This is a genomic window from Paenirhizobium daejeonense, from assembly GCF_014280875.1.
Lineage (GTDB): Bacteria > Pseudomonadota > Alphaproteobacteria > Rhizobiales > Rhizobiaceae > Allorhizobium > Allorhizobium daejeonense.
The window spans coordinates 79,754-93,476 of the sequence record NZ_JACLAL010000011.1; the positions used below are offsets into that span (position 1 = coordinate 79,754).

The window sequence follows — 13,723 nt, forward strand, 5'->3', positions numbered from 1 at the left end:
AATCCCGCTCGACGGGAGAAAACCGCATATCCAATCCGTACCGCCTATCGCGCGAGCGGTAGAAGCACATGAAATTCGGCACCGCCCGCCTCGTTGTTACGCACGGTGATCTCGCCGTTATAGTCCTGCACGATGGTGAACGTGATCCAGAGCCCGAGCCCCGTTCCCTCACCGACATCCTTGGTGGTGAAGAAGGGTTCGAAAACCTTGTTCATCTCGGTTTCCGCGATACCCGGACCATTGTCGCTGACCACGATCTCGACGGAATCCCCACGCTGCCTTGTGGAGATATCCACCCGCCCGTTCTGGCGATCGGCAACGGCATCCAGCGCATTGGCGATCAGGTTGACCAGAACCTGATGGATCTGTCCCTCGTGGGCATCGACGAAGAGGCTGGCATCGCTGTCGATGGAGACTTCCGCCATCGCGTTCTTGGCGCGCACGGCAAGATGCGCGGAGTTACGCAGCACCCTGTCGAGATCGACGGCATGGCGCTCGCCCGTCTCGCTGAACGAGAGACGCCTGAGATTCTTGACAATCTCGCTCACCCGGTCGGCGCCCTCCAGAGTGCCTTCGAGAAGAGGCTCGATGTCTGAGAGGATACTGTCGATCTTGAGCCCACGCCTGAGATCCGCGATCTCATCGTCTCCGGCACCCTGATGCACCGCATTGAGGTAGGAGACGAGGTTCTTGCGATAACGGTCGAGCGTATAGATGTTGGCGTAGACGAAGCTGATCGGATTGTTGAGTTCATGAGCGACCCCTGCGACGAGCCGGCCGAGACTTGCCATCTTCTCCTGCTCGATCAGCTTGCGTTGCGCCGTCTGCAATTCGAGATGCGCCTGATGCAGCGCCTGATAGGCCTGTCTGAGTTCGCTGATCGGCCGCCCCGTCAGCACCGCGCCAAGACGCCGTCGCCGGCCATCAAAAAGGGCAGCGCAACGCATGGCAAGGCACTCTTCACGATCCGCAGCCGCCCTGAAATGCAGGTCACCTTCGAGCACGCGGCCTTCCTGACCCGCACTCATCAACCGTTCGGCTTCCTTGCGATCTGTCTCGATCACGTAATCGAAGATGCGGGTGCCGATCACCTTCGCCTCTTCCATGCCGACCAGAGTGAGAAATGCGGGATTGACCTTGTGAATCACACCATCGCGGCCGCAGGCAATGAGAATATCGGAAACGGAGGCAACGACGCTCGAAATGAAGGTCTGCGCCTCCTCGAGTTCGGCATTCTTGCGCTCGAGATCCGTCTCGTTGCGCAGAAGTTCCGAATAGACTTCCTCCATGCGGTGAATGACGTCCACCCACATGGCTTCGCCCGAGCCGTCAAGCGCAAAGACGCTGGGCAGCGAGACCTTTCCGGCGAGGTCTTCGCCGGCGGAACGGTCCGTCTTGTCAATCACTTTCGTCATCGCGATAACGCCTGAGGTCGTATCGCTCGATTTTGCTTCTTAGTCCGACGCGTGACAAGCCCAGTTCCTCGGCGGTGCGGCTGATATTGCCGTCATGACGTGCGAGGCTCGCCTCGATCGCCGCCTTTTCGACGTCCTCCACCATATCCTTGAGTAACCTCGGACCATCATCATCCAGGGCCGCCTCGATCGCGACCTCACCGTTGCGGATGGCCGGCGACAGAAGCTCCGGCGTCAGCGGTTCATTGCCATCGGAGAGCACGGTCATCCGCTGGATCTCGTTCTGCAGTTCGCGCACATTGCCCGGCCAGGAATAGGAGGTCATCAGGTCGAGTGTACGCGGATGGAAACCCGCGACCTGCCGGTTGAACGACTGGTTGATCTGAGTGAGGATCCGCCCGGCGATGGCGGGAATGTCCTCGATCCGGTCGCGAAGCGCCGGCATGTGGATCGGAAAGGCCGCCAGCCGGTAGTAGAGGTCACGACGGAAACGTCCGGCTGCAACTTCGGCCAGGAGATCGCGGTTGGTTGCCGAGATGACCCGGACATTGACCTTGCGCGGCCGCTGCGCGCCGAGCGGCCTGATTTCGCCTTCCTGCAGCACACGCAGCAGCTTCACCTGAAAGGCAGGCGAAGTCTCGCCGATTTCGTCGAGGAAGATCGTGCCGTTGTCGGCCAGCTCGAAAAGCCCGATGCGATCCTGATAGGCGCCGGTATAGGCCCCCTTCTTGCAGCCGAAGAGTTCGCTTTCGAGAAGCTCGTCCGGCAGCGCGCCGCAATTTTCCACCACGAACGTCTTGTCAGCACGGGCGGATTCCTGATGGATGGCGCGCGCCAGCAGTTCCTTGCCAGTCCCCGATGCACCGGTGACGAGCACCGAAACGTCATAGCGTGCCGCCCGTCTTGCAAGCGCGATGGAATTGACCAACGGGCTGTCCGCGCGATGGACGATCCGGTCGAAGCTGAAGGATTGCGCCTGATTGCGGCGGCGGTCGCTGATGACCTTCTGCAACGCCTCGCTCGCGGGCTTCACCTCGATACGCATGTCGGTGACTTCATGCTGCAGGCGCCAGAGATTGGCGCTCTCGCGCACGCAGGCGATCAGCTTGTCGGGGCTCCACGGCTTGGTGATATATTGGTAGATGCCAGCATTGTTGACGCCCTCGATGATATCGCCACTATCGGTATATCCCGAGATGATGATACGGATCGTATCCGGCCATAGCTCGCGCACCCGCTTCAGGAAGTCGACACCGGATTCGCCGGGCATGCGCTGGTCGCACAAGATCACCTGCACCATCTCGCCTTCCAGCACCTCCTCCGCCTCCTTGGCATTGCGGGCGCCGATCACCTCGAATTCGTCGGAAAGCACCCGCTGGATCGCCTCGATCGAGCGAACCTCGTCATCCACGACAAGGACGGTTGCGTGCGGGTTGGTCATGTCATGCTCCTCCTGCGATCCGCGCCATTCCTCCCGGCACGATGTATAGCGAGTGTCACCGGCGTGCGCGACTTCGGCGTCTTGCGGATGAAATTATGCCGCGCCACATGATAGCTTGGATCGAAACCATAGAAATTCCGCCGCATGCGCTGCAGTTCCTCGGCGCGATAGGCGGAAAGTGGTTTGACTGCCTCATCGCGAAGCCGGCGTTGGCGCTTGGCGGCGATACGGTCGGCAAGATCCGGCGATGCGGCGAGTTCGATTGCCGCCCGGTGAAGCTCCACAACAGCGGATGAAACATCCGCAGGAAGGCGTCGCGTCACGAGACCGAGTTCGAGCGCTTCGTCTATCCCCATCGGCAGCCGCGCCTGGGTGACCCGCCCGGCGCGCTCCTCCCCAACACGGGCGGGCAGCAGATAGGTCCAATATTCGGAGCCGTAGAGGTTCCCCATATCCTTGTAGTGCGGATTGAGGACTGCGCCTTCGCGCATCCAGACTTCATCGGCGGCAAGTGACAGGAAGACGCCGCCGGCACCGGCGTTGCCGATCACCGCCGCGATCACCAGCCGGTCGTCCGAGACGATGATCTCCCGCACCAGATCGTTCATTGCATTGATATTGCGCCAGGATTCGTCGGCAGCACTCGTCGCGTTTTCGATCAGGCCGAGATGGATACCGTTCGACCAGCAATCGGCATCGCTTTGCAGGACGAGCACAGGCAAGGCCCGCGTCTTTGCGGTCGCCACCGCTTCACGCAGAAGCTCGCAATCCTCCGAAGACATCGCGCCATTGTAGAACCGGAAATCGAGAAACCCGACGCCACTCTCTTCGCGATAGCGGCAGTTCTCAGGTCCCGCGATCACAGGCAGGTCCCGCGCGCCTTCACCGAGCAATGCCAGCGCCGGCAGTTTGAGGCTGCCCGCCTCCGACTTGCGAAGATGGCCGATCCAGAGTGCACCCTGTCGGAACGCAACGGCCACGGCCTGCCCACAGCGCCCGACAAGCGCACCAGGCACGCTTGAAAGGTTCGACGCAAAACTGGCGTCGAAGGCAAGATAGGCTTCAGGGCCAATCGCCAAAGAAGCGCCGGGATCGCCATCCGAAGCATGGATGATGCGAAGCGCTTCTTCCGCCGTCTGAGTAGAAGGGTCGAGCATCCGGTCCGCCCTGCGACATGCGGGACGCTCGTGCCCCCTGCCCCAGTTCGCCGGCATCGCTGCGCCCTCCTGCCGCTCCAACCGGCCGATGGCTTCGAAGACGCAGGCGACGGCAGCCTCTGTCACCTCATGCCGGTAGATGCTCGACTTGCGCGCAAGCCTCATCGGGAATTCCCGCCACGCCCAGACCGGGCCGGCATCCATGTCCTCGCGCGCTTCGATCAGCGTCACGCCCCAGCTTTCCTCGCCATCGAGGATCGCCCAGTCCAGCGCGCTCGGCCCCTTGTCGCCGCGAATACCGGGATGGACGATGAGACAGAGGGTTCGCCGCCAGACATCAGCCGGGATCGCCCGCTTCAGGAAAGGCGCGACTATGACATCAGGCGAAAACAGCGAGACAGCTTCACGGGTGAGGTCGTCATGTACATCCAGCTCCACCGACACCTCATGCCCCGCCCGGCGCAACTCGACATGCAGGCGCTGGGACAATGAGTTGAAGCTATGGCAGAGAAGCAGGATGCGCATCGTTCAGCAGATCCGCGGCAGCTGCTCGCCGGACAGCCAGTCGACGATCCGACCGCCGCCGAAACTGGTCGCCATCTGCACGAAGCAGTGATCGTCAGCCACGGCATGGCCGATCAGTGCTGCTTCCGCCCCCAGGGGATGCGCCCGCATGGCGGCAAGCAACGCCTCGGCACCCTCCGGCGCAACGACAACCACGAGCTTGCCCTCATTGGCGACGTTCAGCGGATCGAGCCCAAGAAACTCGCAGGCCGCCGCAACCTCCGGCTTCAGCGGAATGGCTTCCTCATCGATATGGAAACCGAGCCTCGACTGATGCGCAATTTCGTTCAGCGTCGCGGCAATGCCGCCGCGGGTAGGATCGCGCATCAGGCGGATATGCTGGCCACCCGCCTCGACCATTGCAGCCACGAGGCCGTGCAGCGCCGCGCTGTCCGATACGATATCGGTATCGAATTCCAGGTTCTCACGCTTCGACATCACGGCAACGCCATGGTCCCCGATCGAGCCCGAGACGATGACCGCATCGCCCGGCCGCGCCGCATCCGAACGCAGGTCGAGACCGGCCGGAACCATGCCGACGCCGGCGGTCGAGATGAAGACACCGTCGGCCTTGCCGCGCTCCACCACCTTGGTATCGCCGGTAATGATCGGAACGCCGGCCTCGCGCGAGGCAGCCCCCATGCTTTCGGCGATGCGCTCCAGATCGGCGAGCGGAAAGCCTTCCTCGATGATGAAGCTTGCCGAGAGATAGAGCGGCACCGCGCCGGCCATGGCGACGTCGTTGATCGTGCCATGCACGGCAAGCGTGCCGATATTGCCGCCCGGAAAGAACAGAGGCGAGACGACATAGCCGTCGGTGGTCATCACCATGCGGCCGCCGGGTACGGAGAAGGCCGACTGGTCGTTTCCGGCCCGCAGCCATTCATTGTCGAAAGCCTTGTGAAAGATGCCCTCGATCAGTTGGCCCATCGCCCGGCCGCCGGCGCCATGGGAAAGGTCCACTCGGCCATTGGTAATGTCGAGCTTACGCCTGTAGGCCTTGATCGCCACATTCATGCCACTGCCCTCCCCTCATCCTGCGTGCGCGCCTTCTCCCTGAAGCGCCCATAGGTCCAGTGCGCGGCACAGGCACCCTCCGAAGACACCATGCAGGACCCCATCGGCGTATCCGGCGTGCAGACGGTGCCGAACAGCTTGCAATCAGCCGGTTTCTTCACCCCGCGCAGGATCGCTCCGCACTCGCAGGCGGGATTGTCCTTGGCAGCAGGCGTCACCATCGAGAACCGCTTCTCGGCATCGTATTGGGCATATTCCGGCCTGAGACGCAACGCGCCATAGGGCACTTCGCCAAGGCCACGCCATTCGAAGCTTTCGCGCAGTTCGAAGAACCTCGCCACCTCGTTCTGCGCCTTCTCGTTGCCAAGCGCCGTGACGGCACGGATATACTGGTTTTCCACCTCGTGCCGGCCGTCATTGACCTGATGCACCAGCATCAGGATCGCCTGGATGACGTCGAGCGGTTCGAAGCCCGCAACCACCACCGGCTTTTGGAATTCCTCGGCGAAGAACTCGTAAGGCTCGGTGCCGATCACCGTGCTCACATGGGCGGGACCGATGAAGCCGTCGATCTTGATCGTGCCGAGCTTGCGCACATCGGGGCTTTCTAAAATGTTCTGGATCGCAGCCGGCGTCAGCACGTGGTTGCAGAAGATCGAGAAGTTGGGAAGCTGCTTGGCAATCGCGGCCCGCAGCGCGAGAGCCGTCGGCGGCGTCGTGGTCTCGAAGCCGATGGCGAAGAACACGACTTCCCGGTTGGGCTCGGCTTCCGCGATCTTCAGCGCATCGAGGGTGGAATAGACCATGCGGATATCCGCACCCGCCGCCTTCGCCTTCAACAGGCTGGAGCCGTTCGACCCCGGTACGCGCATCAGATCACCATAGGTGCAGAGCGTGATTTCCGGGCGCATGGCGAGCGCGATCGCCGCATCGATGCGACCGATCGGCAGCACGCAGACGGGACAGCCCGGCCCGTGGATCATCCGCACATTGGCGGGCAGCAGGTCTTCCAGACCGTAGCGGGAGATTGCATGGGTATGCCCTCCGCAGAACTCCATGAAATGGTAGGAGCGCGCCGGATCCACGGCCGCAGCGATCTGCCGGGCGATATCCTTGGCGAGCCTACCGTCGCGGTATTCATCGATGTATTTCATGCTGCGTCTCCCAGAACCGTATCCCCCAGCGCTGCTTCGCGCAGGAGCTCCAGCGTTCTCTCCGCCTCCTCGGGATCGATCTTCGCCAGCGCGTAGCCGACGTGCAGCACCAGATAGTCGCCGGGCTTCACATCGTCGACGAGCGCGATGGACACGATCTTCGTGACGCCGTCGAGCGTCACCTTCGCCATGTCATCGGGCAGGATTTCCTTGACCTGAACGGGTATCGCTAGGCACATGTCCGGCCTCCTTCCAATTTCATCTGTTCGTTCATGATGACCTGTCGCGCATAAGCCGCCTGACCGAGCGCTATGCCGCCGTCATTGGCGGGCGCAAGGCGTGGCAGGTATGGCTCGAGGCCGTGATTTCGAAGAGCAAGCGCAAGCCCGCTTGCGAGAATGCGGTTCATCATGCACCCGCCGCCAAGCGCCACCTGCCGGATGCCCAGACGGCTCGCGCCAATGGCGGCCCATTCCGCAAGACCGGTAATGAGCGTGCCATGGAAAAGATCGGCAGCCTCGGTCTGGCCGGGGTGCTGCTCCGCCAGATGCAGCATGAGCGGGCGAAAATCGAGGATACCATCGCGGATGGCATAACCACCCACGAGCGGCCGAGGCTTACGAACCAACGCCTCGAACTCCATAGCCGCCTGCCCTTCATAGCTCTGGACGAGCCGCAAACCCGAGAGTGCCGAAGCAGCGTCGAAGAGACGGCCAAGGCTCGTCGTCTGAGGCGGCTGCATGCCGCGAGCAAACATCGAGACCAGCTGTGAAACGCCGGAATGTTCAGGCCAGAGTTCGCTCGCCAGATCATCACGCCCGGCTGCAACAAGAGCAGAGACGCCCATCCGCCATGGCTCACGCGCCGCCTTGTCTCCGCCAGGCAGAGACAAGGGCGAAAGCGACCCCGCACGATCCCATAGGGCACCATCGACCACCAGCATCTCTCCACCCCAAGCCGTTCCGTCCGTGCCGAAACCATGGCCATCCAACGCAAGGCCAAGAACCGGACCGGCAAGGCGATGTTCGGCGGCAACGGCTGCGACATGGGCCAGATGATGTTGAACCGGGATCACCGGCAGGTCGAGGCTTTCGGCCATCCGCACCGAGCGAAAATCCGGGTGCAGGTCGCAGGCCGCATAATCCGGCTTCACGTCGAGGATGGAACAGAGATGCGCAATCGCCTCGTTCTGGAAACGGATCGCCTCGGCATTGTCGAGACCGCCGACATGTTGGGAGAGAAACGCCTCGTGCCCGCGTATCACGCAGACGGTATTCTTCAGGTCCGCTCCGGTGGCGATCACCGACGGTCCGTCCTCACCGAGATAGACCGGCTCGGGCACGAACCCGCGCGCACGGCGGATAAAGGCCGGCGCACCATCGATCACCTGCATCACGGAATCATCGGCGCGCACGGCGATATCGCGGTCGTGCGTAACGATCAGGTCGGCGATAGCGGCGAGACGATGTTCGGCATCGACATTGTCAGCAACCAGCGGCTCGCCGCCGGGATTGGCGCTGGTAGCGACCAGCGCTGCGGGACGAACAGTATCCATCGAAGCCAGCGCATCGAACAGCAGATGATGAACCGGCGCGTAAGCAAGCATCATCCCAATCCGTCGCAACCCCGGCGCAAGCAGAGACGAAAGTCCTGCGGCACACGCCTCGACCAGCACCACCGGCCGGGCGGCGGAGGTCAGCAAGGCCTCCTCGGCTTCGCTCAGATCACCAAGCTTCTGTGCCGCTTCGATATCGGCAACCATCACCGCAAAGGGCTTCTCGTCGCGTGCCTTACGCTGGCGAAGCGTTGCAACCGCCGCGTTATTACGGGCGTCGCAGACAAGATGAAATCCTCCGATCCCCTTGAGCGCAACGATCTTGCCAGCCTCGATGGCGGCCGCCACGTCCGCAACCAGGTGGCTGAGCCGCGGACCGCAGGCGGGACAGGCAACCGGTTCGGCATGAAACCGCCGGTTTTCCGGGTCGGCGTAATCCGCAGCACAGGCAGGACACATGACAAAGGACGCCATCGACGTCTGGGCCCGGTCATAGGGAAGCGCCCGCGTGATGGTGAACCGCGGCCCGCAATGGGTGCAGTTGACGAAGACATAACCAAAGAAGCGGCTTGCGGGGTCCCTCAGTTCATCGAGGCATTCTGTGCATGTGGCGGCATCCGCGCCGATGCGAGTGACCGTACGGCCAGCAAGGCTTTCCAGTATCTCGAAGCTCTCGCCACCGGCGGGCACCAACTCCATCACCTCGACGGCGTCGATCCGGGCAAGCGGCGGTGGGCCGCGCCGCATCGCTTCGGCAAAACCCGCAGCCTCCACGCCTTCGATCTCTATCAGTACGCCAGCGCTGTCATTCAGCACGAAACCGGTGAGCCCCATGCTGCGCGCAAGCCTGTAGGCGAAAGGTCGGAAGCCCACGCCCTGAACCACGCCGCGCACCCTGAGCCGCAGCCGGCGAACCGGGCTTTCCAGAGATCGTGCGAGCGCCGTCGTCATGACTCAGGCCACCTTCGCCCGGGTGGAGCCGCGAGCGGCCGAGGTTTCGAGCCAGGCGTAGAAGGCTTCCATGCCCTCGCCGGTGCGAGCCGAAACGGTCAGCGTCTGCAGACGCGGATTGACGCGCAACGCATTGGCGATGCAGAGCCCGACATTGAAATCGAGATGCGGCAGCAGATCGGACTTGTTGAGGATCATCAGGTCGGCGGCAGCAAACATGTCAGGATATTTGAGCGGCTTGTCCTCGCCCTCGGTCACCGAGAGAACTACAACCTTGTGCGCCTCACCGAGATCGAAGGCCGAGGGACAGACCAGATTGCCGACATTCTCGATGAACAGCGCTGAACCGGGTTCCGGCGCAAGATCCTCGGTCGCATGACCAACCATGTGCGCATCGAGATGACAGCCCTTGCCGGTGTTGATCTGGATAGCGCGGGCGCCCGTCTCGCGGATGCGCGCCGCATCGTTCGAGGTCTGCTGATCGCCCTCGATCACGTTGATGACCAAGCGCCCCTTGAGGTCGCTGATGGTGCGCACCAGAAGGCTGGTCTTGCCCGAGCCGGGGCTGGAGACGAAGTTCAGCGCGAAAATCCCCTGTCGCTCGAAATGGCGACGGTTTTCGGCGGCATAGCCATCGTTCTTGGACAGGATATCCCGCTCCACCTGGATAATCCGTTCCTGGCTCATGCCCGGAACATGCACTCCGGCAATGCCTTGCCCGTAATGAACGCTGCCATCCTCGGCGTGATGATGATCATGCTCGCCCCCATCGTGATGATGGTGCTCATCGTGGCCGCGGTTATGGGCGTGATCGTGATGACCGTGGTGATGGTGCCCATGGTCATGGTCGTGGGCATGGTGGTGCTCATGCCCTTGAGCATCCGAACCGTGCTTGTGTCCCTCGATGGTCGAAGTTCCGCAGCCGCAAACCGTACACATCAGATAACCTCCAGATCCCTTATCTTCAATTCATCGCCCGACGTCATCTGGACGCGGTGTCTGCCGCAGTCCGGGCATGCCCCGAACCGCTCCTGTAAAGCGACCGTCTTACCGCAGTCGAGGCACCAGCCCTCACCGGGAATACGGTTGATCTCCAGCGTCGCCTCTCCGGCAATCGTGCCGTGGCGCACGGCCTCATGACAGAACAGCAGGGCGCTCGGATCGACATGGCTGAGCACGCCGACATCGAGGCGGATGGACTTCACCCGCGCCGCGCCATGCTCGCGAGCGGTCTCGCAGGCAATATCGATCACGCTTTCCATCAATGACATCTCATGCATGGCTGACCTCCCGAACGCCGACCTCGAAGGCCACGCAAGGATCGAACAGGACGGCGAGCCGCGAGACAAGCCTTATCGCCTCTTCGCCCTTGCCGATGCGCGATGAAAGCACCGTATCGACAAAGGGGCCAGCCGGGTGAAAATTCCATTCGGTCGGAGCAAGAATACGGTAGGCCGAGAGACGCCCGTCGCTGCCGATTTCCGCCTGATGATAGAGCCGCCCGCGAGCGCATTCCACCGCACCATAGCCTCCCGAACCGGGCGTCGGACCGCCGCAGGCAAGCGAGGCCCAGTCATGGCTGCCTGTTCTCACCAGCCGTTCGAGTTCCTCGAGACAGAGGCGGACGTCGCCGATGCGGGCCAGAAAACGGTCTGCAAGGTGAGAGCCGCTGGATTTTGCCGTGGCTCGGGGGCGAGCATAGGCTCCGGTTTCCGCGACGCGGTCGTAAAGATAGGGCAATCCGGCATATTGAGGCTCTTCGCACAGCCGGGCGATGACCTCGATATCATCCGTGGAATCCAACGGATCGGGACGCCGGCCCGCAAAAGTGCTGTCATCGGCGATCTTCGCAAAGATCGCCGCGCAGGCCGTTTCCGGCTGCGGATTCGATCCGGTCTCGGGAATGCCGAGAGCGCCAGCGGCAGATGTCAGCCGGGCAACGGCTGCCGCCAGGTTTTCCCGGTCGAACCTCGGTCCCTTGACCTCGGAAATGATTGCCTGCGAGGCGGCGAGCGCATCGCGCAGATGTCTGCCAGCCGCAGCGGAAACCTGCTCCGACAACGGATCGGGCCAATGCAGGATCAACGCCCGGACGGATTCGAAGACGCGCTCGGCCAGCAATCCCGCTCCGGCGCGAAGCCGTGCCTCGGGACCCATCGGCAGGTCAGCTGCATTGAGCACGGCGAGCCTTGCGGCGACCGATTGCGAGAAGCCGCAGAGAGAAAAGACCTGTCCGGCCAGCATCGGCGCCTCGTCCGGCCGGCGGCCGACGAACATGCGCGTGATCCCCTGAGGGCGCTTCGCCTTGACCGCCACGGAGCAGGCGAGAGCGCGGGACACCGTCACGTCGATCGTAATGCCACCTGCTCCGAGAAGGAACGTCATTCCGCCGGCTCCTCACGCTTGCCGAAATTTCCCCGCAACAGGTCTCGCCGGTTGACCGGCGCAGGTGGCGCCGGCGGCGGTTCGAGCGTTGCAGGATCGAAGAAGGCGCGAACGGCTTCTTCCGCCGTTTCCACCGCCGCCTCCATCGAGGCGAATTCGAAAACCGGCGAAAACAGCGAACAGGAATCGACCCTGCCGATCCCCGCGAGTTCGCCGGCGATGAAATCGACCTCTCCCGCGGGAAGGCCGATCCGCACGGTCATACCCATGCCTGCGGGTGCGGACGGCGTGCCGCCCGGCAGGTCGCTGGCGACAAGGTTCATGAACCAGGGCGTCGTGACGATGCCGAAGGCTCGGCCGCCATAGATCCTGAAACCGGTCGCCGCCACGCCGAGCGCCGGATTGCAGATCGGCACATCGGCCATGGCCGTGGCGTGGATGTGCCGGTAGCACGTCTCCAGCCTCTGGCCCAGCTCCTGTGCCGGATCGCCACCGGCAAGCCCGTCCGCAGCCGCTTCAGCCTGCATCGCCGAGCCTCATGAACTTCAGCTGCAGCGCATCGCAGTTCGGACAGCGCCAGTCCTCGGGAAGCGCCGAGAACGACGTACCCGGCGGGATCTGCCACACGGGATCACCCTCCGCGGGATCGTAGACATGCCAGCAGATGCCGCATTCCATGCGATCTCCGTCGGAGATGATCTCCCGCCTGTCGAAATTCTCGAACGCGCTCATTTGAAATAGGCCTCCTCGATATCGCGCAGGCGAGCCTCGGAATCGAGGAAATCCTCTTCCGCCGCAATCGCGACGGCGGGGATGTCACAGATCTCCAGCGTATCGAGGATAATCGTATCCATGGCGTTGTAGAACTGCACCGACCAGACATTGCGGATGCCGGTGGCGACGATGCGGCACGAACCATAACCACGCGAGGTGAGCTGCACTGGCCCGGCACCCAGCGTCTCCTGCAGAAAGTTCATGTCCTCCGGGCTCATGGGGAACAGCGAGAAGGTGATGATATGGGCAGGATCGCCATCCCGATAACGACCGGTCCGGTCGCCGATCTCGGTCAGGACAGGCATGACATTCATCGCGCCGTCAGGAGCCGCACCATGGTCGATCGATGCCGGTAGCGCCGAACAGGCTTGCCTGACGGCAGCCGGAATGCTTGCGACCTCGACATAGTCGGCAACCAGCCGCCCCTCGGCATCGGTGAAACGGATGCGCCAGACACCGGCCATCACCGCTTCCTGCATCTGCGCAGTGATACCCGACGGCAGCACGGCAACGCCCGCCACCTCGCCTTCGCCGAGCGTCTGGGTGATCAGTTCCTTGTCATCCTCCGGATAATCGGTGATGTCGAACAGCCTGCCCGGACGGTCAGCCTTCTGTACGGCAAGCGCGTCGGCGAGTTCCGGAAGGAGCTCCGCCGTCCGCCGACATCGACGGATCATTTCCTCTGCAGTGCTCGTCGCCAGGAAGTTCAGCTTTCTTGCGCGAAGCGGTGGCTCGGCGCCGATCTCCATCACCGTCATGGGAGTATCCCCGCCCTCGGGCGCGACCCAGAAACCTGCCTTCATCGTACGATCTCCTTGCCGGCATGCGTGATTTCGACCTTAGGCCCGCCAGAGGGCACAATGACGGGCGCATCGGGCGACAGCCATGCGCTGATCATTTCGACGTATTCGGACCAGTCGCGAATCTTGCCGAGCACGCCGACAGGCTGGTCGCGACGGGTCACGACAAGGCTTGGCATGACCATGACGCTGAAGCGGGCCTTGAGCTTGTCTTCCGATCCGCGCTTCACCACCGCGCCGCGAAGGCGACCGCGAAAGGCCTGCAGGATTTCCGGAAGGACGACGGCCACGTCATCGGCCTCGGGCCGCTGCGCGGGATCGCCGGTGAAGAACAGCACCGTGTTTTCCGCCTCACCTTCGGTCGGGGCAAGGAAGGCATCGATATTCGTTTCGTCGACGACGGGCAGTTGCGCTCTTTCACTGAGAGCGCGAACCAGATGGGATGGCATTATTTCCTCCACAAGATTGCCGTGCAGAACATTTTCAAGAACTGATCAGCAAGCGGCGTGC

The 13,723-nt window shown here is 62.7% G+C and carries 14 protein-coding genes; all 14 read right to left on the reverse strand.

What is annotated here, in order from left to right:
• Nucleotides 1-44: 44 nt before the first annotated feature.
• The 14 genes from H4I99_RS21870 to H4I99_RS21935 are packed head-to-tail and all read right to left on the reverse strand — an operon-like array spanning nt 45 to nt 13,662.
• A complete protein-coding gene (locus H4I99_RS21870; RefSeq protein ID WP_163901471.1) occupies nt 45-1,415 on the reverse strand; it encodes a sensor histidine kinase in 1,371 nt (456 codons plus the stop codon).
• Nucleotides 1,399-2,856: a sigma-54-dependent transcriptional regulator gene (locus H4I99_RS21875; RefSeq protein WP_163901473.1), complete on the reverse strand. Its 1,458-nt coding sequence runs from the start codon at nt 2,854-2,856 to the stop codon at nt 1,399-1,401. The genes H4I99_RS21870 and H4I99_RS21875 overlap by 17 nt, the downstream gene beginning before the upstream one ends.
• Nucleotides 2,853-4,538 carry an enoyl-CoA hydratase-related protein gene (locus H4I99_RS21880; protein ID WP_163901475.1) on the reverse strand — a complete coding sequence of 562 codons (1,686 nt, stop codon included), beginning with the start codon at nt 4,536-4,538 and terminating at the stop codon, nt 2,853-2,855. Before H4I99_RS21880 ends, H4I99_RS21875 begins: the two co-directional genes overlap by 4 nt.
• A 3-nt stretch (nt 4,539-4,541) precedes the next feature.
• The gene (gene hypE, locus H4I99_RS21885; protein WP_163901477.1) at nt 4,542-5,594 is read right to left on the reverse strand and encodes a hydrogenase expression/formation protein HypE; all 1,053 of its coding nucleotides are present in this window, start codon (nt 5,592-5,594) and stop codon (nt 4,542-4,544) included.
• Entirely contained in the window at nt 5,591-6,748 is a 1,158-nt protein-coding gene (hypD, locus tag H4I99_RS21890; RefSeq protein ID WP_163901479.1) for a hydrogenase formation protein HypD, read from the reverse strand. The genes hypE and hypD overlap by 4 nt, the downstream gene beginning before the upstream one ends.
• Entirely contained in the window at nt 6,745-6,987 is a 243-nt protein-coding gene (locus tag H4I99_RS21895; RefSeq protein WP_163901481.1) for a HypC/HybG/HupF family hydrogenase formation chaperone, read from the reverse strand. The genes hypD and H4I99_RS21895 overlap by 4 nt, the downstream gene beginning before the upstream one ends.
• Nucleotides 6,978-9,254 (reverse strand): carbamoyltransferase HypF, encoded by a 2,277-nt coding sequence (gene hypF / locus H4I99_RS21900; protein ID WP_163901483.1) that lies wholly within the window; start codon nt 9,252-9,254, stop codon nt 6,978-6,980. Before hypF ends, H4I99_RS21895 begins: the two co-directional genes overlap by 10 nt.
• 3 nt (nt 9,255-9,257) lie before the next feature.
• Nucleotides 9,258-10,193, reverse strand: a complete 936-nt coding sequence (gene hypB, locus H4I99_RS21905) for a hydrogenase nickel incorporation protein HypB (protein ID WP_163901485.1) — start codon at nt 10,191-10,193, stop codon at nt 9,258-9,260.
• A complete protein-coding gene (gene hypA / locus H4I99_RS21910; RefSeq protein ID WP_099059149.1) occupies nt 10,193-10,534 on the reverse strand; it encodes a hydrogenase maturation nickel metallochaperone HypA in 342 nt (113 codons plus the stop codon). Before hypA ends, hypB begins: the two co-directional genes overlap by 1 nt.
• Nucleotides 10,527-11,639: a nickel-dependent hydrogenase large subunit gene (locus H4I99_RS21915; RefSeq protein ID WP_163901487.1), complete on the reverse strand. Its 1,113-nt coding sequence runs from the start codon at nt 11,637-11,639 to the stop codon at nt 10,527-10,529. Before H4I99_RS21915 ends, hypA begins: the two co-directional genes overlap by 8 nt.
• A complete protein-coding gene (hybE, locus tag H4I99_RS21920) occupies nt 11,636-12,166 on the reverse strand; it encodes a [NiFe]-hydrogenase assembly chaperone HybE (protein WP_163901489.1) in 531 nt (176 codons plus the stop codon). Before hybE ends, H4I99_RS21915 begins: the two co-directional genes overlap by 4 nt.
• Nucleotides 12,156-12,371, reverse strand: coding sequence for a rubredoxin (locus H4I99_RS21925; protein ID WP_163901491.1), 216 nt, complete (start codon nt 12,369-12,371; stop codon nt 12,156-12,158). The genes hybE and H4I99_RS21925 overlap by 11 nt, the downstream gene beginning before the upstream one ends.
• Nucleotides 12,368-13,216, reverse strand: coding sequence for a hydrogenase expression/formation protein (locus H4I99_RS21930; RefSeq protein ID WP_163901493.1), 849 nt, complete (start codon nt 13,214-13,216; stop codon nt 12,368-12,370). The genes H4I99_RS21925 and H4I99_RS21930 overlap by 4 nt, the downstream gene beginning before the upstream one ends.
• A complete protein-coding gene (locus H4I99_RS21935) occupies nt 13,213-13,662 on the reverse strand; it encodes a thioredoxin domain-containing protein (protein ID WP_163901495.1) in 450 nt (149 codons plus the stop codon). Before H4I99_RS21935 ends, H4I99_RS21930 begins: the two co-directional genes overlap by 4 nt.
• Between the last annotated feature and the right edge of the window lie 61 nt (nt 13,663-13,723).